An 18,289-nucleotide genomic window follows, 5' to 3' on the forward strand; every position below is an offset into this window, starting at 1 on the left:
CGGGTTAAAGAATCGTCCTGATTCTGGCGAGAATTTTCTTGAAACGGGCCTTTTCGGTGGGGCGGGCGCGCCCTGTGCCCCAAGACTGCTGTGCATGGCTACGACAGTCCTCACCCCGCCCACCGGTGCCGTTCGCCGCGCGCCGTGGCGTTCGCCGGCGGATCAGCCGGCATACGCGCGCCCGGCGCTGCTGGTCATCATCGTGCTCGCCGCCGTGCTCTACGCATGGGGGATCGACCACAGCCAGTACCACACGTTCTATGCGAACGCCGTCCGCAGCATGACGGAGAGTTGGAAGGCTTTCTTCTACGGCTCTTTCGACCCCGGGAATTCCATCACCCTCGACAAATTGCCGGGATTCCTGTGGCCGCAGGCGCTTTCCGCCCGCATCTTCGGATTCCATCCGTGGGCGCTGATCCTTCCTCAGGTCCTCGAGGGGGTCGCGAGCCTGCTGGTCCTGCACCGGCTGGTGCGCCGCTGGGCAGGCGTGAACGCGGCGCTGATCGCCTGCACGGCGTTCCTGCTGACACCGGTGGCCGTGGGGCTCTTCCGCACCGCCGTCGAGGACCCCGCCTTCACGTTGTGTCTGCTGCTGGCGGCCGAGGCCACCCAGCGTGCCGCCCGGGACGGCCGACCGGGCCCACTGGTGCTCGCCGGTGTGTGGGTCGGGCTCGGCTTCCAGGCCAAGATGCTGGAGGCATGGGCGGTGCTGCCCGCGCTCACCCTGGTCTACCTGCTCTCGGCCCCGATCACGCTGCGGAGGCGGCTGGCGCACCTCGGCGTGTCCGCGGTGGTGACGACCGCCGTGTCGGCGTCCTGGATGCTCGCCGTCACCCTCACCCCCGCCAAGGACCGGCCCTATGTGGATGGCACCACCAACAACTCCGCGTTCAGCATGGTGGTCGGCTACAACTTCCTGAACCGCTTCTCCTCCCTCGGCATCAGCGCGGCCTCCACGGGGAGCGTGAGCGCCACGCAGGGCGGCGGAGGCGGCCGGGGCGGCCCATGGCAGGGGACGGGCCTGGGGCAGGGGGCAGGTCCGGGGCAGGGGGCCGACCGGACGGGCGGCACCGGCGTCGGCGCCCAGTACCGCCGTACCGGTACGCGGGACGCCCTGGGAGCCGGGACCAACGCAGTGCACCGGACCGGCGGCCGGGGCGGTGACCAGAACGGCTGGTCGAAGATGTTCGGTACCTCACTCGCCTCCCAGACCGGCTGGCTCTACCCGATCGCCGCCGTCGCCGTCGTCTGCGGTCTCCTGTGGCGCCGAGGCAGGCCGCGCACCGACCGGACCCGTTCCGGGTTCCTCCTCTGGGGTACGTGGCTGACCACGTACTTCCTGGTCTTCAGCGCGGGAAGCGTCGCCGGCCACACGTACTACATGGGCGTGATCGCCGTACCGCTCGCCGCGCTCACCGGCGGCGGTGTCGCGCTGCTGTGGCGCGCCTACCGCGCCGGCGGCCGTCGCGCATGGGCGCTGCCGGGCGCGGTGGCGGCGACGGCGGCGTGGAGCGCGTACCTCGCCGGCCAGTTCCCGTCGTTCCTGCCGTGGCTGGCGCCCGCGGTGGGCGTGCTCGGTCTCGGATCCGTCGTCCTGCTGGTGTGGGCCCGTCCGGGTCGTACGCCGTCCGGCGGCCGGCTCGCCCTCGCCGGGCTGGCGGCCTCCCTCACGGCGGTGCTGCTCGCGCCGAGCGCGTGGGCGGTGCAGGTGTTCAACCCCTCCTACAGCAGTTCCGGCATGGGCGCGGTCGGTCCCTCCGCCACGAACCGCGGCCACGGCTCGGTGATTTCGGCGGCCGGCCGGACGGGCCGCCCGGCCTGGGGCGGCGGCGCGACGCGCGGCACCAGGGCGACCCGCGGCGGCACGGGCGGCTTCGGCGGCGTGGGCGGATTCGGGGGCGTGGGCGGCTTCGGCGGCATCGGCGTGGAGGGCGGGCTCACCGCCACCCAGCGGGAGGTGCTCGACTACACCACCGCGCACCAGGGCTCGGCCGCCTACGTGTTCGCCACCACAAGCTGGAACGGCGCGTCCCCGTACATCCTCGCCACCGGTGCCCACGTCCTGCCGCTCGGCGGGTTCAGCGGCAGGGTGCCGTTCCCGACCGAGGCGCAGTTCCGGGAGCTGGTCGACACGGGCAAGGTGCGGTACGTGCTGCTGGACGCCGGCCGCGGCACGGGCGCACCGTTCGGCGGCGGCGGTGGGACGACGGCCACGGCGCGGATCACCGACTGGGTCCGCTCCGCCTGCACCCCCGTCCCGGCCTCGGCGTACGGCGGCGCGGACTCCGCCGCCCCGGGCACGGCCGGCGGAGCGGCCGCGGCCCAGACGCTGTACCGGTGCACGCCGGGCCACTGACCGGCCCGCGCCGGGACGGCCCCTCCGCTCGCGGGCGGAGGGGCCGTTCTCATGAGCGGGTCCCGTACCGGGCGAGGAGGCGGCGGGGGCTCCGGTAACCGGCCCCTTGGCCCGTTCCTGCGCCGCGGCGCCGGATAGGCTCGGTGTCGTGAACCGAGTCAAGCCAGGAGAGACGCCGCGTACGCCTTGGATCGTAGGGGTGTCCGGCGCTTCCGGCACCCCGTATGCCGCCGCCGTACTGCGTGGACTCCTCGCCGCGGGCGAGAGCGTCGACCTCGTCGTCTCCCGTGCCTCGCGGCTCACCCTGCTCGACGAGACAGGGATCGCCTTCCGGGACGCCCACTGGCGGGAGGACCTGCGTGAATGGCTGGGACGGGGCGCCGACGGAAAGCCGGGGACGTTCGTGGTCGACGTCGACGGAGACCGTGTGCGGCACTGGGGCGCCGGTGACCTGGCCGCCGGGCCGTCCTCCGGGTCGTACCCGGCGAAGGGCATGCTGATCGTGCCCGCGTCCACGGCGTGTGTGGCGGGGGTCGCGCTCGGGCTGTCGAAGGACCTGTTGCAGCGGGCCGCGAGCGTCACCCTCAAGGAGGGGCGGCGCCTGGTCGTCGCCGTACGGGAGACCCCGCTCGCCGGGCAGACCCTCAAGCAGCTGGTGGCGCTGGACGAGGCGGGAGCGGTGGTGCTGCCCGCGTCGCCGGCGTTCTACGCGGGGGCCACGCACATCCAGGACCTCGTGGACTTCGTCGCGGGACGGGTGCTGGACGCGGCAGGGGTGCCGCACCGGCTGTACCGCCGCTGGGAGGGCGAACTCGGCGGTTCCCGGCCCGCCCGGTGAGTCGGCACCCAGGAGCACCAGGCAGTAGCAGCACAGCACCACTCATCACTTCAGGAACTCTGCAGATCTCTCATCGGATCTCTTCACCGGAAGGCTTCGATCGCATGGACGCGGTGGACAGGCAGCTCATTCAGGCCCTGAGGGAGAACGGCCGGGCCTCCTACGCGGAGTTGGGGCGCCTCGTCGGCCTGTCGGGACCGAGCGTCACCGACCGCATCAACCGTCTGGAGGCGGCGGGCGTCATCACGGGTTACCGCGCCACGGTGGACGCCGCCTCGCTCGGCCTCGGAGTGACGGCCCTCATCGGCATCTCGCTCTCCGACGCCGCCGACCACGAGGACGTGGCGCGCCGGCTGAAGGACCTGCCCGAGATCGAGGACTGCTGGTTCATCGCCGGCGACGACTCCTTCATGCTCAAGGTGCGGGCGACGGACGTGGACGGCCTGGAGAAGATCATCCGCCGGCTGTCGGGCACCAAGGGCGTCTCCCGGACCCGTACCACGATCGTGCTGTCGACGAAGTGGGAGAACAGGGTCGGGGATCTGCCGGAACAGGCGTAGGGCTACGGTTGACGGAGTCTGTCTCAGAAAGAGGTATCCGCATGGACGTCGGGCTCAAGCGCGAGCTGGAGGAGAAGGTCCGCTCCGGTGAGCGGCTGACCCGCGAGGACGGCATCGCGCTGTACGAGTCGGACGACCTGGCCTGGCTGGGCGGCCTCGCGCACGAGGTCCGTACGCGCAAGAACGGTGACGTGGTCCACTTCAACGTCAACCGCCACCTCAACATGACGAACGTGTGCACCGCGTCGTGCGCCTACTGCTCCTTCCAGCGCAAGCCGGGCGAGAAGGACGCGTACACGATGCGCATCGAGGAGGCCGTCAAACTCGCCAAGGCGATGGAGTCGGAGAACCTCACCGAGCTGCACATCGTCAACGGCCTGCACCCGAACCTGCCGTGGCGCTACTACCCGCGGTCGCTGCGCGAACTGAAGCAGGCGCTGCCGAACGTGTCGCTGAAGGCGTTCACGGCGACGGAGATCCACCACTTCGAGACGATCTCCGGTCTTTCGGCCTCCGAGATCCTGGACGAGCTGATCGACGCGGGTCTGGAGTCGCTGACCGGCGGCGGCGCGGAGATCTTCGACTGGGAGGTCCGCCAGCACATCGTCGACCACCGGACCCACTGGGAGGACTGGTCGCGCATCCACCGCCTGGCGCACGAGAAGGGCCTGAAGACCCCGTGCACCATGCTGTACGGCCACATCGAGGAGCCGCGCCACCGCGTGGACCACGTGCTGCGCCTGCGTGAGCTCCAGGACGAGACCGGTGGCTTCCAGGTCTTCATCCCGCTGCGCTACCAGCACGACTTCGTGGACATGAAGGACGGCAAGGTCCGCAACCGTCTCCAGGCCCGGACGCAGATGGCGACGGGCGCGGAGGCCCTGAAGACGTTCGCGGTCTCGCGCCTGCTCTTCGACAACGTCCCGCACGTCAAGGTCTTCTGGGTGATGCACGGCGTCCAGACCGCCCAACTGGCCCTGCAGCACGGTGCGGACGACATGGACGGCTCGGTCGTCGAGTACAAGATCACGCACGACGCGGACAACTTCGGCACGCCGAACAAGCTGACCCGCGAGGACCTGCTGGAGCTGATCCGCGACGCCGGGTTCCGTCCGGTGGAGCGGAACACCCGGTACGAGATCATCCGGGAGTACGAGGGCCCGGACCCGGCGCGCCGGGAGCAGCCGCAGCCGATGAGGGTGTGACCCGGGCGGTGGCTCTCGATTTCACGCTCGACCCCGCCATGACCCCTGCCCTCCGCGACGGGATCCTCGACCTCTGGGTCGACGTGACCAACGCGGGGGGAGCCGTGGGGTTCGTGGCGCCGGTCACCCCGGACGCGATACGCCCCGAGCTGCTGAAGCACCTGATGGCCATGAGCGAGGGGCGCAGCCGGCTGCTCGTCGGGCAGGACGAGGACGGGCGGGTGGCCGCGACCGCGTTCCTCACGTTCAACACGCACCGCCTGATGACCCACTGGATCTGGCTCTACACGGTCATGGTCCACCCGCGGCACCAGGGCAAGGGCTACGGCCGTGACCTGCTGGCCGCCGCCGCGGACGCGGCCCGCGGCCTGGAGGGCATAGGGGCGATACGGCTCACCTGCCGCGGCGGCCTCGGCCTGGAGCGGTTCTACGGCTCCTGCGGCTACAAAGAGGTCGGCCGGGTCCCCGGAGCGATCCGGGTGGCCCCCGGGGACGACCGCGACGACATCACCATGCTCCTGCCGCTGGGGTGAGCGGGGTGGCGCGCACCCCGCTGCAAGATCGGGTCCTCGGCGTGCTTCACTGGACGGTGCCCTTTGGGAACGTTCGGAACGGATCGGAACGGAAGAGTGGATTGAGATGCTCCGATACACGCTGATGCGCCTCGGTATCCTCGCGGGCTGCCTCGTGGTCGTCTGGGGTCTCGTCTACTCGGGCATCGCCCCGCGCGGCCTCGGCGCCTCCAACGGCCTGTGGATCGTCATGCTGGCCCTGGTGATCTCGGCGCCGATCAGCTTCGTGGTGCTGCGCAAGGAGCGGGACCGGGCGTCGGTGCAGATCGTGCAGCGGGTGGACCGTATGAAGGCGAACCTCGAGGCGAACCGCAGCCAGGAGGACGTGGCCGACGACACGGCACGGGCGCAGGGACAGACTTCCTGAAAGCCCGTGTCGCAGCGGGCTGACCGTAGTCTTGCCCGCATGGGTTCCGTGAAGACCAAGCGGATGCCGCGGGCCGTGCGGGAGCAGCAGATGCTCGACGCCGCCGTGAAGACCTTCGGGCAGCGCGGCTACATGGCCGCCTCCATGGACGAGATCGCCGAACTCGCCGGTGTGTCCAAGCCGTTGGTGTACCTGTACCTGAACTCCAAGGAATCTCTCTTCAGCGCCTGCATCCGCCGCGAGGCCGCCACCCTCGTCGAGGCGGTCCGCTCCGGCGTCCGGCCCGGGACCGGCGCCGACCGCCGGCTCTGGGAAGGGCTCCTGGCCTTCTTCACGCACACCGCGCGGAACCCGGACGGCTGGGCCATCCTCCACCTCCAGGCCCGTACGCACGGTGAACCCTTCGCCGCCGAGGTGGCCGCGATGCGCGAGGAGATCGTCGCGTTCGTCACCCGGCTCATCGCCGTCGCGGCCCGTGACGGGGGCACCTCCTGCTCCAACGGAGTCGAGAGCTCGGGGGACCACAGCGACCCCGCCCTGCCCGAACACGAGGTCGCCGGGCTCGCCGAGGCCCTGGTCGGGGCCGCCGAGTCGCTCGCGGCCTGGGCCAACGTCACCCCCGGTGTCTCCGCCCGGCAGGCCGCGGCGACCCTGATGAACTTCGCCTGGGCGGGGCTCGGCGATCTCATGGAGGGCCGCCCCTGGTCACCGCCCTCGCCTCAGGCCGAAGCTCCCCGATGAGGTGAGCCCTGTCCCCGCCCCGCAACTCGAACCGCCTGCCGTCGGCCGCGTAGGTGACGGTGCCGGGCAGCAGGACGGGCGCCTTGAACTCCGCGCGCAGGTGCACGGCGGCGGGCACCGGTTGCTCGGCGAGGCACCGGGCGACGGTCCACATGCCGTGCGCGATGGCCCGGGGGAAGCCGAAGAGGCGGGCGGTGAGCGGGTGCAGATGGATGGGGTTCCGGTCCCCGGACACGGCCGCGTACCGCCGCCCGACGTCTTCGGCCAGCCGCCACTCGGCCAGGGCGGGAAGGGGTGCGCGGTCCTCGGCAGGCGGGGGTGCTGCCGGTGCGGTCGTGCGGTGCCGGGCGAGATAGGTGCTGGCCGAGTCCCACACGACGCGGCCGCCGGTACGGGCCTCGGTGACGACGACGGCCTGGGTACCGCGCCGGTGGGGCGCCAACTCGGCGACGCGCACGGTCAGTTCGTACTCGCCGTCGGGTCCGAGGGCTTCCCGCTGGGTGATCTCGATGGAGGTGTGCACCAGTCCGAGGAGGGGCAGCGGGAACGCCTGGCCGGCCATCATCCGCATGGCGAGGGGGAACGCGAGGACGTGCGGGTAGGTGAGGGGGAGGGCGTCCACGCCGGTGGGGAATCCACAGACGCGCTCGTAGGCGGCGAGGTGGGGGAGGTCGACGCGTACGCCGGGGAGAGTGAGGGGCGTACGGGGGAAGGGGGCGTCGGAGCGGGGCCGCTTGAAAGGGGAGAGAAGGGCACCGCGGGCAAGAACCGGAAGCAGGGAAGGCACGAGGGACTCCTTGGTCGACTCAGCGGCGGGCATGGGCGCCGCCGGGGCGGCACGGATGGGCGCCGGGGGCACCTCCCAGGCCGTCAGGGCACTGGGGGAGGCACCCCGTCAGCGCCGGGGTGCGCGACTCCCCCCGGGGTCGACGGCAGCACCGGGCGCAGTTCGGCTTACTCCCGAGTAAGGTTACCGGGGGTAAGGCTACGTCACCGGTGAGGAGCAGGTCGAGATGAGCAGGCCCCTCACGATCGGGGAGGTGCGGCGGGTCGCGGTCGTCGGCGGCAGCCGCATTCCCTTCGCCCGCTCCGGCGGCCCGTACGCCACCGCCTGCAACCGGCAGATGCCGACCGCGGCGGTCGACGGCCTGGAACGTGGCCGGGTCCTCCCTGGCCACCGGCCACCCCTTCGCCGCCACGGGCACCCGGATCGTGGCGACGCGCGCGGGGCTCCTGGCCGAGCGGCACAGCCCCCCTCGCGCGGCCTGATCTCGATCTGCGCGGCCGGCGGCCAAGGCGTCACGGCGATCCCGGAACGCCCCTGACGGCACCTCAAACCCGTGGGGCAAGGCCTGCACAGCCCCGTCCCCGGACCATCCCCGAACCCGCACAGACTCCCCACGCGGGCGCCGTACGATCGCGGTCCTAACCGGCGGTAACAGCGAGCCGCTTCCGCAGGTGAACACCTCGGCGCGCACCGCGCGTACCTATGCAGCACAGCAGTGTGTAGCTGCAGGCCCCAGGAGCTGCCCATGCCCATCTCGTACTCGTCCACGCCCGTGCCCGCCGCCCCCGTCGACCTCGACCACGACGGCCGCCCGGTGCTCGTGGAGCCGGAGATCCGGCGGCTGAACGGGGTGGTCCGGGAGGCCTACATGCCGCCGCTGGTGCCGCCGGTGACCCACGGCTCGCTCGCCGACCTGCCGTTCGAGAACGCGAGCGAGGCGCCCGGCCACCGGGTGCTCAGCCGCCGGGACGCGGACGGCGGCTGGACGGATGTGACGGCGGCCCAGTTCGCCGACCAGGTGCTGGCCCTGGCGAAGGGGCTGATCTCCGAGGGCCTGATGCCGGGCGACCGGATCGCGGTCATGGCGCGCACGACGTACGAGTGGACGCTGCTGGACTTCGCGGCCTGGGCGGCCGGCCTGGTCACGGTCCCCGTCTACCCCACCTCGTCGGTGTTCCAGACCCGCTGGATCCTCCAGGACTCCGGCGCGGTGGCCCTGATCACGGAGACCGTCGGCCAGGCGGCGGCCATCGGCCCGGAACGCCACCGCCTGCCCGACCTGCGCCACGCCTGGGTGATCGAGAAGGGGCACGTGGAGCGGCTGGCCGAGCTGGGAGCGGCGGTCCCCGACCAGGAGGTGACCGTCCGCCGGGGCGTGCTCGGCCCGGACACCCTCGCCACCCTCGTCTACACCTCGGGCACGACCGGACGCCCCAAGGGGTGTGCGCTGACACACGGCAACTTCCTGGCGGAGGTGGACAACGCCACCCAGCTCCTCCACCCGGTCTTCCACGCCAGGACGAGCGAGGAGCCGTCGACGCTGCTGTTCCTGCCGCTGTCGCACGTCTTCGGCCGTATGGTCGCGGTCGCCTGCATCCGCGCACGGGTACGGCTCGGACACGCGCCCAGCATGAAGGCGGAGGACCTCCTGGCCGACCTGGCGAGCTTCCGGCCGACGTTCCTGCTGGTCATCCCGTACATGCTGGAGAAGGTCTTCAACAACGCCCGCGCGGCGGCCGAGCGCGGCGGCCGGGGAGCGCTGTTCGACCGCGCGGCCTCGGTGGCCCGCCGCTACGGCGAGGCGCTGGAGGCCCGGCAGCACGGCACCGGCCCCGGCCCGAGCCGCGCCCTGAAGGCGGCCCGCGCCTTCTACGACCCGCTCGTCTACCGCCGCATCCGCGGCGCCCTGGGCGGCCGGCTCCGCCACGTGATCAGCGGCGGCTCCCCGCTGGGCATGCGCCTCGCCGCCTTCTACGCGGGCGCCGGCATCGAGATCTTCGAGGGCTACGGCCTGACGGAGTCGACCGGCGCGGCCACCGTCACGCCCCCGCTCAGGCCCCGGCTGGGCACCGTGGGCCGGCCGCTGCCCGGCACCCGGGTGCGGATCGCGGCGGACGGCGAGGTGCTGCTCTCCGGCGGGCAGATCTTCCGCGGCTACTGGGACCCGCACGCGGGCGGGGTGATCCCGGCGACCCCCGACGGCTGGTTCCCGACGGGCGACATCGGCCGCCTGGACGACGAGGGGTACCTCACGATCACGGGCCGGAAGAAGGAGATCCTGATCACCGCGGGCGGCAAGAACGTGGCGCCCGCCCCGCTGGAGAACTGGCTGCGCTCCCACCCCCTGATCTCGCACTGCCTCGTCATCGGCGACGGCCGCCCGTATGTCTCCGCCCTCATCACGCTCGATGTGGACGGCATCACCCACTGGCGCCGGATGAACGGCAAGCACCCCGTCCCGCCGGAGCTGCTGGTGGGGGACGAGGAGCTCGAGGCGGTCCTGCAGCGCGCGGTGGACGAGGCCAACAAACTCGTCTCCCGCCCCGAGTCGATCCGCCGCTTCACGGTCCTGCCCGTGGACTTCACCGAGGAGGCCGGGCATCTGACGCCGTCGATGAAGCTGCGCCGTGAGGCGATCATGCGGGCCTTCGCCCGGGAGGTGGAGGAGCTGTACGCGCAGTAGGGCCCGTGCGTCACGCGCCCGCCGCCGAAGGCTTCACCCGATCGCGAACGAGCACTAGCCCACATGGCCGCAGGGGCGGCCGTGCTGGCGGCGGTCCGCAGCTCCCCGTGCTTCCATCGGGTCGAGGAGGCGTCGAGGAGGCGTCGAGGAGGCGGACATGATGGCTGAGGACCCACAGCAAGACACCCACGGCCGAGCGGTTGCGCCTCGGCGGCGCGTGCTGGCCGCGGCAGCCGCCCTTGCGCCGGCGCTGGCCGTCGCGCAGCAGGCCCCAGCCCGCGCCCTGTCCGCCCCGGCGGACCACAGGCACGGTGACGCGGTGGTCCGGCCGGTGCGCACCACCCTGTCCGACTGGACGGACGTGGCCAAGGCGCTGGGCCGGGGCGGTGACATGAAGCGCAACCTGATGTACCACACGGGCCTGCCGCGCCACGACCTGTCGGTGATCTCGAAAGGCGTCCTGATCAAACCGGAGCTCGCGCTGGGCTCCCATGTGTCCTTCGTCCGCTACGCCGACGGCAGCACGATGACGATGGGCGACCTGGTCGTCACCGAACAGGAACTGCAGCCGTTCCTCGACGTCCTGCACCAACAGGGTCTCGCGGTGACCGCGCTCCACAAGCACCTGCTCTCCCACACGCCCAACGTCTGGTGGGCGCACGTCCACGCCCACGGCCACGACCCGGTGGCCGTCGCCCGCGGTCTGCGTGCGGCGTTCGACCGCACCGGCACCCCGCGCCCGCAGCGTCCCGCCAAGTCGAGCCACACACTGGACACGGCGGCCATCGACGCCGCGCTGGGCGTCAAGGGCTCGTACGACGACGGGATCTACAAGAGCCTCTTCATCCGCCGAGAGACCATCGTCGAGGGCGGCATGGTGCTGCCTCCGGGTCTGGGGTCGACCACCGCGTTCAACTGGCAGCCGCTGGGCGCCGGGCGAGTGGCGATCAGCGGCGACCTGGCGATGGTCGCCGGGGAGGTCCAGGACGTCCTCGCGGCACTGAGACGTGCCCGGATGGAACTCGTCGAGCTGCACAACCACGGCCTGAGGGACGAGCCCCGCCTGTTCTTCACCCACTTCTGGGCCGTCGGGAACGCCGTCACGCTGGCCCGGGGCCTGCGCGCCGCCGTGGACGCCACCAACGTGGCACCGGCCTCGGTCGGCTGAAGAGAGGTCGTCCCGCCGCCCCGGTGCGGCCAGGAACCAACAGAGCACGTGGACGAGGGAGAACCCCGCGATGACCCAGAGCACCGAACCCACGATGTGCCCGTTCGACTTCAGCGAGGGTCTGGAGTTCGATCCCGCGCTCGCGGAGCTGATGGCCCGCGATTCCATCACCCGTATCCGGCTGCCTTACGGCGACGGCGCCGCCTGGCTCATCACCGACTTCGAGGGCGTACGGCAGGTGACCACCGACCAGCGGTTCAGCCGGGCGGCGATCATGGGGCACGACTATCCGCGGCTGACTCCGGAGCCCATCGTCTCCCCGGAGTCCATCAACGTGATGGACCCGCCCCACAGCAGCCGCCTGCGCCGTCTGGCGTCCCAGGGCTTCGCCCGGGGGCACGTGGAGCGGATGCGGCAGCAGATCGTCCGGCTGGCCGACACCCTCCTGGAGGAGATGGCCGAGCAGGGGCCGCCCGCGGACCTCGTCCAGCACCTGTCCAACCAGCTCCCGCAGCAGACCATCTACGACGTCCTCGGCATTCCCCGCGAGGACTGGGCGCGGATGCAGGAGTACGCGCACCAGTTGCTCGAGACCGGGCCGGACAGCCGCGAGACCGCCGCGAACGCCAAGGCCGGGCTGCGCTCCTACTTCCTGGAGCAGGTCGAACAGCGGCGGCGCGCCCCCGGGAACGACCTGATCAGCGCGCTGGCCGCGGCCAAGGACGGCGACGACGCCCTCGACGACGAGGAACTGGCGGTCATGGCGCTGACGCTGGTGCTCAGCGGGCAGGACACCGCCACCTGCCAGATCAGCGACATCTGCTACCTGCTGCTGACCCGCCCCGAGCTGATGGAGCACCTGAGGAGCCGGCCGGAGTCCCTGACCGACGTCATCAACGAGCTGCTCCGCTACATCCCGTTCCGCAAGGGGGTCGGCATCCCCCGGGTGGCGCTGGAGGACGTCGAGATGGACGGCGTACGGATCCGCAAGGGCGACTTCGTCCATGTGTCGTACCTGACGGCGAACCGCGACCCGAAGCGCTACCCGGACCCGGACGTCATCGACCCGGAGCGGCCGCCCATGCCCCACATGACGTTCGGCTGGGGCGGCCACCGCTGCATCGCCGTACCGCTGGCGATGGCGGAGCTGGAGGTGGCCGTCGGGCGCCTGGTGGAGCGGTTCCCGACGCTGCGCCTCGCCGTGCCGGCGGAGGAGATCCGCTGGGACACGCAGACGATCCGACGCTTCCCGCTGGAGCTGCCGGTGACCTGGTGAGGCGCGGCCGGGCGGTCAGGCCACCCCGGCCGCCCGCAGCAGGGCCGTCGTGGCCGCCGCGCCCAGCACCACGACCACGAACGGCGCCCGCCGCCACGCCAGGCCCACGGCCACCAGGACCCCGGCCGGGCGCGCCCACCCGGCGAAGCCGCCCGACTCGGTGAGCGCGCCGGTCGCCAGCAGGGCGACCAGCAGCACCACAGCGCCCGCCGACAGCAGGCGCTGGACCCGGTCGGGGAGTTCGACACGGCCGTGCAGCAGCGGGCCCGCCAGCCGGAAGGCGTACGTCCCCACGGCCAGCGCCACGATCGCGGCGAACGTCGCCCTCATGCCTGCCTCCCCGAGCCCTGTCGGCCCAGCGCGAGCAGCCCTGCCAGTGCCAGCAGCACCGGCAGCCCCGCCGGCACCAACGGCGTCACCGCGAGGGCCACCGCGCCGCCGGCCAGCGCCGCCCGCCGTACGCCTGCGTCGTCCCGTACGGAGGGGAGGACCAGCGCCGCCAGCACGGCGGGGAAGGCGGCGTCCAGCCCGAAGGTGTCGGTGTCGCCGAGTGCTCCCCCGGCGAGGGCCCCGCCGAGCACGCTCACGTTCCACACCGTGTACATCCCGATCCCGGAGATCCAGAACGCCGCGCGGCGCCGGGCCGGGTCCCGCTGGGCCAGGGCGAAGGCCGCCGTCTCGTCGGTCACCAGGTGAGCGCCCAGGAACCGGGCCGTGCGCCCCCGGCCGCCCAGCACGTCCGCCACCGCGAGGCTGAACGCCGCCGTACGCGTGTTCAGCAGCAGACCCGTCGCCGCCGCGGCCACGGGCCCGCCCCCGGCGAGCAGGATCCCCACCGCGCTGAACTGAGCCGAGCCCGCGTACACCACCAGCGACATCACCACCGGCACCCACACCGGCAGCCCGCCCGCGACCGCGATCGCCCCGAACGACACGCCGACCACTCCACTGGCGAGGCAGACCAGGGAGATGTCCCGGAGCAGGGCACGGTCCACGGCCGTCGGTAAGGGGAGGACATCGGGGGTTCGGAACAGCGAACGCATGTTTCCTACAATGGACAACAGCCTCTCTGTTCGTCAAGCTGAACGAACGTACCGACGGAGCGAACGCCCGATGACCGACGACACCGCCGTCCCACCGCCCCGGCTCCCGCTGGACTGGATCGCCGCCGCCCTGCGCCGGGAGCGCACCCGGGCCGGGCTCTCCCTCTCCGAGCTGGCCAAGCGGGCCGGTATCGCCAAGTCCACGCTGTCCCAGCTGGAGGCGGCGGGCGGCAATCCCAGCGTGGAGACCCTGTGGGCGCTCGGTGTCGCCCTCGGCGTGCCCTTCAGCGCGCTGGTCGAACCGCCCGCCCCGGCCGTTCAGGTGATTCGTGCGGGTCAGGGGCCGAGCGTGCACTCCGAGCAGGCCGGCTATGCGGCGACCCTGCTGTCCGCGAGCCCGCCCGGCGCGCGCCGGGACCTCTACCACATCCGGCTGGAACCGGGGGCCGCGCGCGTGTCAGAACCCCATATTCCGGGCAGTGTGGAGCACTTGGTCGTGAGTGAGGGGCGGGTTCTCGCCGGGCCGCGCGGCGAGGAGGTGGAGTTGGGCCCCGGGGACTACATGGCGTTCCGCGGTGACGTCGCCCATGTGTACGAGGCACTGGCACCCGGGAGCGCCTTCGTGCTCGTCATGCAGCACGTGTGAGCGTGCCTCAGCCCTCGTGGGGAAGGCCGGCGCATCCTTGAAGAATTCGCGAAGAATTCACCGAAAGGCAGGAGCCCCGCCGCCGAATGGCGCGGGGCTCCTTGGGTACTGCTCTCAGTTCTGGATCAGGGACTCAGCGATCTCAGATCGCGGTGACGTTCTCCGCCTGCGGGCCCTTCGGCCCCTGCGTCACGTCGAAGGAGACCTGCTGGTTCTCCTCGAGGGAACGGAAGCCGTTCGCGTTGATCGCGGAGTAGTGGACGAAGACGTCCGGGCCGCCGCCTTCCTGGGCGATGAAGCCAAAGCCCTTCTCGGCGTTGAACCACTTCACGGTTCCGGTAGCCATAAGCCCTCCTTGGGCCCAAAGGGTTGCCCTGCTCCAGAACTGCAAGTGTGAAAACGGAACCGCCGCACAACTGCATATGTCTGAAAACGACGAGAGCCCGCGGTCACATGCTCCGCAGGCTCTGTACTGCAAGGAAACCAAACTGCAACTTGCTGTGAGCGTAGCACGCGGGCAACCAAAAGCAATAGAGGTCAAGATCACGTCACCCGGACGTTTGAATGATCCCGGAACCCTTGACAGCGGGGGCGAAGGCGGGGCCGCGCAGCGCGAGGGCTAGTCTCGCGATGTGGACAATTCTCGCACCCGGCCGCGCGTCGGCCACATCCAGTTCCTCAACTGCCTGCCCCTGTACTGGGGGCTCGCGAGAACCGGCACCCTCCTCGACTTCGAGCTGACCAAGGACACGCCCGAGAAGCTCAGCGAGCGGCTCGTGCGGGGCGACCTCGACATCGGTCCGATCACCCTGGTCGAGTTCCTCAAGAACGCCGACGACCTGGTCGCCTTTCCCGACATCGCGGTCGGCTGCGACGGCCCGGTGATGTCCTGCGTGATCGTCTCCCAGGTCCCGCTGGACCGGCTGGACGGCGCCCGGGTCGCCCTCGGCTCCACCTCGCGGACCTCCGTACGCCTCGCCCAGCTGCTGCTCGCCGAGCGGTACGGGGTGGCCCCGGACTACTACACCTGCCCGCCCGACCTCAGCCTGATGATGCAGGAGGCCGAGGCGGCCGTGCTGATCGGCGACGCGGCCCTGCGCGCCAACCTCATCGACGGACCGCGCTTCGGCCTCGACGTGCACGACCTCGGCACGCTGTGGAAGGAGTGGACGGGCCTGCCGTTCGTCTTCGCGGTGTGGGCGGCCCGGCGCGACTACCTGGAGCGGGAGCCCTTCATCACCCGCACGGTGCACGAGGCCTTCCTCTCCTCCCGCAATCTGTCCCTGGAGGAGGTCGGCAAGGTCGCGGAGCAGGCGGCGCGCTGGGAGGCCTTCGACGAGGACGTGCTGGAGCGGTACTTCACGACGCTCGACTTCAGCTTCGGGGGCCCGCAGCTGGAGGCCGTCGCCGAGTTCGCCCGCCGGGTCGGCCCGACGACCGGTTTCCCGCCGGACGTGAAGGTGAAGCTGCTCGAACGGTAGGGGAGTTGTCCGCTCCGTCCCTACGCTGTCCGGGTGGATCTGGACCTCTGGGCGGCCGTCGGTGCCGCGGTGTGGGGTGCGGCGGCCGGCGCGCTGGTGCCGCGTGCCGCGTACCGGCTGTCCGTCGAGCCCGGGCAGCCGTGGCGGGACCGGTGCCCGGACGGGCATCCGATCGGCGGATGGGTCGGACGGGGGCGGTGTGCGGACGGGCGGGCGTACGGCCCCGGGACCGTGCTCGTGGGCGCGGTCACCGCACTGGTGTGCGCGGTGCTCGCACTCGCCACCGGCACGCGCCCGGAGCTGGCCGTGTGGCTGCTGCTCGCCCCCGTCGGCGTCCTGCTGACCCTCGTGGACTTCCGGGTGCAGCGCCTGCCGGACGTCCTGACCCTGCCGTTGGCCGGCGCCGCCCCCGCCCTGCTGGGGCTGGCCGCGCTGGCGCCCGAGCACGCGGGGCGGTGGCGCACCGCACTGCTCGGTGCGCTCGTGCTGGGCGGCGCCTACTTCCTGCTGTTCCTCCTCAACCCGCACGGCCTCGGCTTCGGGGACGTCAAGCTGGCGCCCGGGCTCGGGGCGGTGCTCGGCTGGTACGGCTGGGGGACCGTGGTGCTCGGGACCTTCGCCGGGTTCCTGTTCGGGGGGCTGTACGGGCTCGGGCTCGTCCTCGTCCGGCGCGCCGGACGGCGTACGGCGATCCCGTTCGGGCCGTTCCTCATCGCGGGCACGTTCGTCGGGCTGCTCATCGGCGCGTACGCGGCCTGACGTCGGGCCCGTAAAAGCGCTGGCGTAGGCTGGTTCGGTCCGTTCACGACCCTTACGTGTCCGTCCATCCCCCGCCGAAAGGGAGCCCGGTGACCGAGAAGGCCGACCTCACGTCCATTGATGTCACAGCCGTGCTCGACCGTGCCGCCGACGGTGGGCGGATCACCCCCGAGGAAGCGCTCGTCCTGTACCGCGAGGCGCCGCTGCACGCGCTGGGCGCCGCGGCCGACGCCGTGCGCCGCCGCAAGTACGCCGGGATCGAGCACATCGCGACGTACATCATCGAGCGCAACATCAACTACACGAACGTGTGTGTGACGGCGTGCAAGTTCTGCGCCTTCTACGCGGCCCCCAAGGACACGGAGAAGGGCTGGACGCGCGACCTCGACGACATCCTGCGCCGCTGCGCCGAGACCGTCGAACTCGGCGGCACCCAGATCATGTTCCAGGGCGGCCACCACCCGGACTACGGTGTCGAGTACTACGAGAAGCACTTCCGCGCCATCAAGGAGGCGTTCCCCCAGCTGGTCATCCACAGCCTGGGGGCGTCCGAGGTGGAGCACATGGCCCGTATCTCGGGCGTGTCCGTGGAGGAGGCCATCTCCCGCATCCACGCCGCCGGGCTCGACTCCTTCGCCGGCGCCGGTGCCGAACTGCTGCCCGAGCGGCCGCGCAAGGCGATCGCGCCGCTGAAGGAGAGCGGCGAGCGCTGGCTGGAGATCATGGAGACCGCGCACCGGCTGGGCGTGGAGTCCACCTCGACCATGCTGATGGGCACCGGCGAGACCAACGCCGAGCGCATCGAGCACCTGCGGATGATCCGCGACGTGCAGGACCGCACGGGCGGGTTCCGGGCGTTCATCCCGTACACCTACCAGCCCGAGAACAACCACCTGAAGGGCCGCACCCAGGCGACCATCTTCGAGTACCTGCGGATGATCGCGGTCGCCCGCCTCTTCCTCGACAACGTCCGGCACATCCAGGGTTCCTGGCTGACCACCGGCAAGGACGTCGGTCAACTGACCCTGCACTACGGCGCCGACGACCTCGGCTCGATCATGCTCGAGGAGAACGTCGTCTCGTCGGCCGGCGCCAAGCACCGCTCCAACCGCATGGAGATCATCGACCTGATCCGGAAGGCGGGGCGCGTCCCGGCCCAGCGGTCGACGACGTACGAGCACCTCGTGGTCCACGACGACCCGGCCGACGACCCGGTCGACGACCGCGTGATGTCCCACATCTCCTCCACGGCCATCGAGGGCGGCACGGCCCATCCGGAGTTGAAGCTCCTGACGTCCAACTAGGCTCACGGTGCTGACGATTCACACCGCGGACGAGGTCCGGGTGGCGTGGGACGCCGAACCCGTCAAGGACGGTGCCGTCGCCGTCGAGGGCACCCGGATCGCCGCGGTGGGGCCCCTCGCCGCTCTCCAGGAGCGGTTCCCGGGCGCCCGCGTACGCCGCTGGCCCGGCGCCCTCGGCCCCGCGCTCGTGCACGAGGGCCCGCTGCCGGAAGCGCCCACACCGCGCGAACGCGTCCACGCGGTGCTGAAGCTGGGCGCGGTGGCCGTACTGGAGCAGCACGCGGGCACGCCCGAACTGCGGGCCGCCGCCGAGCGCAACGACGTCGTGGTGCTGCCGGGCTCCCGCCCGGCAGGCGCGCTCGTCGAGACCGGCCGCGCCGACCTCGCCGTCTTCGGCGAGGCGGGCGCCTGCCTGGCCACGGTCTGCGCGGGGCGTCTGGTGCACCGCAGGCGCTGAGTCGGCCGGTTCAAGACGCGCCCTGCCGTGGGCACCGGCCGGGCGC

The 18,289-nt window shown here is 71.8% G+C and carries 19 protein-coding genes and 1 pseudogene; 16 read left to right on the top strand and 4 right to left on the bottom strand.

Annotated features, from left to right (window positions below; translation table 11 throughout):
• Positions 1-94: 94 nt before the first annotated feature.
• From SY2F82_RS10270 to SY2F82_RS10300, 7 genes are all read left to right on the top strand, one after another.
• Positions 95-2,356 carry a glycosyltransferase family 39 protein gene (locus tag SY2F82_RS10270; protein ID WP_200418717.1) on the top strand — a complete coding sequence of 754 codons (2,262 nt, stop codon included), beginning with the start codon at positions 95-97 and terminating at the stop codon, positions 2,354-2,356.
• Positions 2,357-2,504: 148 nt separating this feature from the next.
• On the top strand, positions 2,505-3,194 hold the full coding sequence (locus tag SY2F82_RS10275; protein WP_200418718.1) for a UbiX family flavin prenyltransferase: 690 nt from the start codon (positions 2,505-2,507) through the stop codon (positions 3,192-3,194).
• A gap of 104 nt (positions 3,195-3,298) precedes the next feature.
• A complete protein-coding gene (locus SY2F82_RS10280) occupies positions 3,299-3,754 on the top strand; it encodes an Lrp/AsnC family transcriptional regulator (RefSeq protein WP_200418719.1) in 456 nt (151 codons plus the stop codon).
• 41 nt (positions 3,755-3,795) lie between these two features.
• On the top strand, positions 3,796-4,959 hold the full coding sequence (gene mqnE / locus SY2F82_RS10285; RefSeq protein ID WP_200418720.1) for an aminofutalosine synthase MqnE: 1,164 nt from the start codon (positions 3,796-3,798) through the stop codon (positions 4,957-4,959).
• 8 nt (positions 4,960-4,967) lie between these two features.
• Positions 4,968-5,492, top strand: a complete 525-nt coding sequence (locus tag SY2F82_RS10290) for a GNAT family N-acetyltransferase (protein WP_200418721.1) — start codon at positions 4,968-4,970, stop codon at positions 5,490-5,492.
• Positions 5,493-5,598: 106 nt separating this feature from the next.
• On the top strand, positions 5,599-5,898 hold the full coding sequence (locus SY2F82_RS10295) for a DUF4229 domain-containing protein (RefSeq protein WP_103838156.1): 300 nt from the start codon (positions 5,599-5,601) through the stop codon (positions 5,896-5,898).
• 39 nt (positions 5,899-5,937) lie between these two features.
• Complete coding sequence (locus SY2F82_RS10300) at positions 5,938-6,639, top strand: TetR/AcrR family transcriptional regulator (protein ID WP_200418722.1); 702 nt, start codon at positions 5,938-5,940, stop codon at positions 6,637-6,639.
• Here the strand turns inward: SY2F82_RS10300 and SY2F82_RS10305 are convergent.
• Positions 6,584-7,459: a MaoC/PaaZ C-terminal domain-containing protein gene (locus SY2F82_RS10305; protein WP_200418723.1), complete on the bottom strand. Its 876-nt coding sequence runs from the start codon at positions 7,457-7,459 to the stop codon at positions 6,584-6,586. The genes SY2F82_RS10300 and SY2F82_RS10305 overlap by 56 nt on opposite strands.
• Positions 7,460-7,791: 332 nt before the next feature.
• On the opposite strand from SY2F82_RS10305, the pseudogene SY2F82_RS10310 reads away from it, so the two are divergent.
• From SY2F82_RS10310 to SY2F82_RS10325, 4 genes and pseudogenes are all read left to right on the top strand, one after another.
• Positions 7,792-7,964, top strand: a pseudogene (locus tag SY2F82_RS10310) (acetyl-CoA C-acyltransferase); the annotation flags it as partial.
• A 207-nt stretch (positions 7,965-8,171) separates the two neighbouring features.
• A complete protein-coding gene (locus SY2F82_RS10315) occupies positions 8,172-10,109 on the top strand; it encodes a long-chain fatty acid--CoA ligase (RefSeq protein WP_200418724.1) in 1,938 nt (645 codons plus the stop codon).
• A 157-nt stretch (positions 10,110-10,266) separates the two neighbouring features.
• Positions 10,267-11,277 carry a DUF1259 domain-containing protein gene (locus SY2F82_RS10320; RefSeq protein ID WP_200418725.1) on the top strand — a complete coding sequence of 337 codons (1,011 nt, stop codon included), beginning with the start codon at positions 10,267-10,269 and terminating at the stop codon, positions 11,275-11,277.
• A gap of 70 nt (positions 11,278-11,347) precedes the next feature.
• Positions 11,348-12,553, top strand: coding sequence for a cytochrome P450 (locus SY2F82_RS10325; protein WP_200418726.1), 1,206 nt, complete (start codon positions 11,348-11,350; stop codon positions 12,551-12,553).
• A 15-nt stretch (positions 12,554-12,568) separates the two neighbouring features.
• On the opposite strand, the gene SY2F82_RS10330 is transcribed toward SY2F82_RS10325, so the two are convergent.
• The gene (locus SY2F82_RS10330; protein ID WP_200418727.1) at positions 12,569-12,883 is read right to left on the bottom strand and encodes an AzlD domain-containing protein; all 315 of its coding nucleotides are present in this window, start codon (positions 12,881-12,883) and stop codon (positions 12,569-12,571) included.
• Positions 12,880-13,596, bottom strand: coding sequence for an AzlC family ABC transporter permease (locus SY2F82_RS10335; RefSeq protein ID WP_200418728.1), 717 nt, complete (start codon positions 13,594-13,596; stop codon positions 12,880-12,882). The genes SY2F82_RS10330 and SY2F82_RS10335 overlap by 4 nt, the downstream gene beginning before the upstream one ends.
• Positions 13,597-13,666: 70 nt before the next feature.
• On the opposite strand from SY2F82_RS10335, the gene SY2F82_RS10340 reads away from it, so the two are divergent.
• On the top strand, positions 13,667-14,242 hold the full coding sequence (locus SY2F82_RS10340; protein WP_200418729.1) for a helix-turn-helix domain-containing protein: 576 nt from the start codon (positions 13,667-13,669) through the stop codon (positions 14,240-14,242).
• A gap of 142 nt (positions 14,243-14,384) precedes the next feature.
• Here SY2F82_RS10340 and SY2F82_RS10345 read toward each other — a convergent pair whose 3' ends face one another.
• Positions 14,385-14,588: a cold-shock protein gene (locus SY2F82_RS10345; RefSeq protein ID WP_043442843.1), complete on the bottom strand. Its 204-nt coding sequence runs from the start codon at positions 14,586-14,588 to the stop codon at positions 14,385-14,387.
• Positions 14,589-14,874: 286 nt separating this feature from the next.
• Between SY2F82_RS10345 and SY2F82_RS10350 the strand changes: the two genes are divergently transcribed.
• The 4 genes from SY2F82_RS10350 to SY2F82_RS10365 all read left to right on the top strand — a co-directional run bounded on the left by SY2F82_RS10350 (position 14,875) and on the right by SY2F82_RS10365 (position 18,243).
• Positions 14,875-15,723 (top strand): menaquinone biosynthetic enzyme MqnA/MqnD family protein, encoded by an 849-nt coding sequence (locus tag SY2F82_RS10350; protein ID WP_200418730.1) that lies wholly within the window; start codon positions 14,875-14,877, stop codon positions 15,721-15,723.
• A 33-nt stretch (positions 15,724-15,756) separates the two neighbouring features.
• Positions 15,757-16,482: an A24 family peptidase gene (locus SY2F82_RS10355; RefSeq protein WP_200418731.1), complete on the top strand. Its 726-nt coding sequence runs from the start codon at positions 15,757-15,759 to the stop codon at positions 16,480-16,482.
• An 89-nt stretch (positions 16,483-16,571) separates the two neighbouring features.
• Entirely contained in the window at positions 16,572-17,786 is a 1,215-nt protein-coding gene (gene mqnC, locus SY2F82_RS10360) for a cyclic dehypoxanthinyl futalosine synthase (RefSeq protein ID WP_200418732.1), read from the top strand.
• A 7-nt stretch (positions 17,787-17,793) separates the two neighbouring features.
• Complete coding sequence (locus SY2F82_RS10365) at positions 17,794-18,243, top strand: hypothetical protein (RefSeq protein WP_200418733.1); 450 nt, start codon at positions 17,794-17,796, stop codon at positions 18,241-18,243.
• Positions 18,244-18,289 lie beyond the last annotated feature (46 nt).

It is taken from the genome of Streptomyces sp. Y2F8-2 (assembly GCF_014905555.1).
Classification (GTDB): Bacteria; Actinomycetota; Actinomycetes; order Streptomycetales; family Streptomycetaceae; genus Streptomyces; species Streptomyces cynarae.

What these genes read in the sequence shown, in the direction of transcription:
- SY2F82_RS10270 (WP_200418717.1), top strand. Translation starts at nt 95, where the DNA reads ATGGCTACGACAGTCCTCACCCCGCCCACCGGTGCCGTTCGCCGCGCG.
- SY2F82_RS10280 (WP_200418719.1), top strand. Translation starts at nt 3,299, where the DNA reads ATGGACGCGGTGGACAGGCAGCTCATTCAGGCCCTGAGGGAGAACGGC.
- mqnE (WP_200418720.1), top strand. Translation starts at nt 3,796, where the DNA reads ATGGACGTCGGGCTCAAGCGCGAGCTGGAGGAGAAGGTCCGCTCCGGT.
- SY2F82_RS10295 (WP_103838156.1), top strand. Translation starts at nt 5,599, where the DNA reads ATGCTCCGATACACGCTGATGCGCCTCGGTATCCTCGCGGGCTGCCTC.
- SY2F82_RS10300 (WP_200418722.1), top strand. Translation starts at nt 5,938, where the DNA reads ATGGGTTCCGTGAAGACCAAGCGGATGCCGCGGGCCGTGCGGGAGCAG.
- SY2F82_RS10305 (WP_200418723.1), bottom strand. Translation starts at nt 7,459, where the DNA reads ATGCCCGCCGCTGAGTCGACCAAGGAGTCCCTCGTGCCTTCCCTGCTT.
- SY2F82_RS10315 (WP_200418724.1), top strand. Translation starts at nt 8,172, where the DNA reads ATGCCCATCTCGTACTCGTCCACGCCCGTGCCCGCCGCCCCCGTCGAC.
- SY2F82_RS10320 (WP_200418725.1), top strand. Translation starts at nt 10,267, where the DNA reads ATGATGGCTGAGGACCCACAGCAAGACACCCACGGCCGAGCGGTTGCG.
- SY2F82_RS10325 (WP_200418726.1), top strand. Translation starts at nt 11,348, where the DNA reads ATGACCCAGAGCACCGAACCCACGATGTGCCCGTTCGACTTCAGCGAG.
- SY2F82_RS10330 (WP_200418727.1), bottom strand. Translation starts at nt 12,883, where the DNA reads ATGAGGGCGACGTTCGCCGCGATCGTGGCGCTGGCCGTGGGGACGTAC.
- SY2F82_RS10335 (WP_200418728.1), bottom strand. Translation starts at nt 13,596, where the DNA reads ATGCGTTCGCTGTTCCGAACCCCCGATGTCCTCCCCTTACCGACGGCC.
- SY2F82_RS10340 (WP_200418729.1), top strand. Translation starts at nt 13,667, where the DNA reads ATGACCGACGACACCGCCGTCCCACCGCCCCGGCTCCCGCTGGACTGG.
- SY2F82_RS10345 (WP_043442843.1), bottom strand. Translation starts at nt 14,588, where the DNA reads ATGGCTACCGGAACCGTGAAGTGGTTCAACGCCGAGAAGGGCTTTGGC.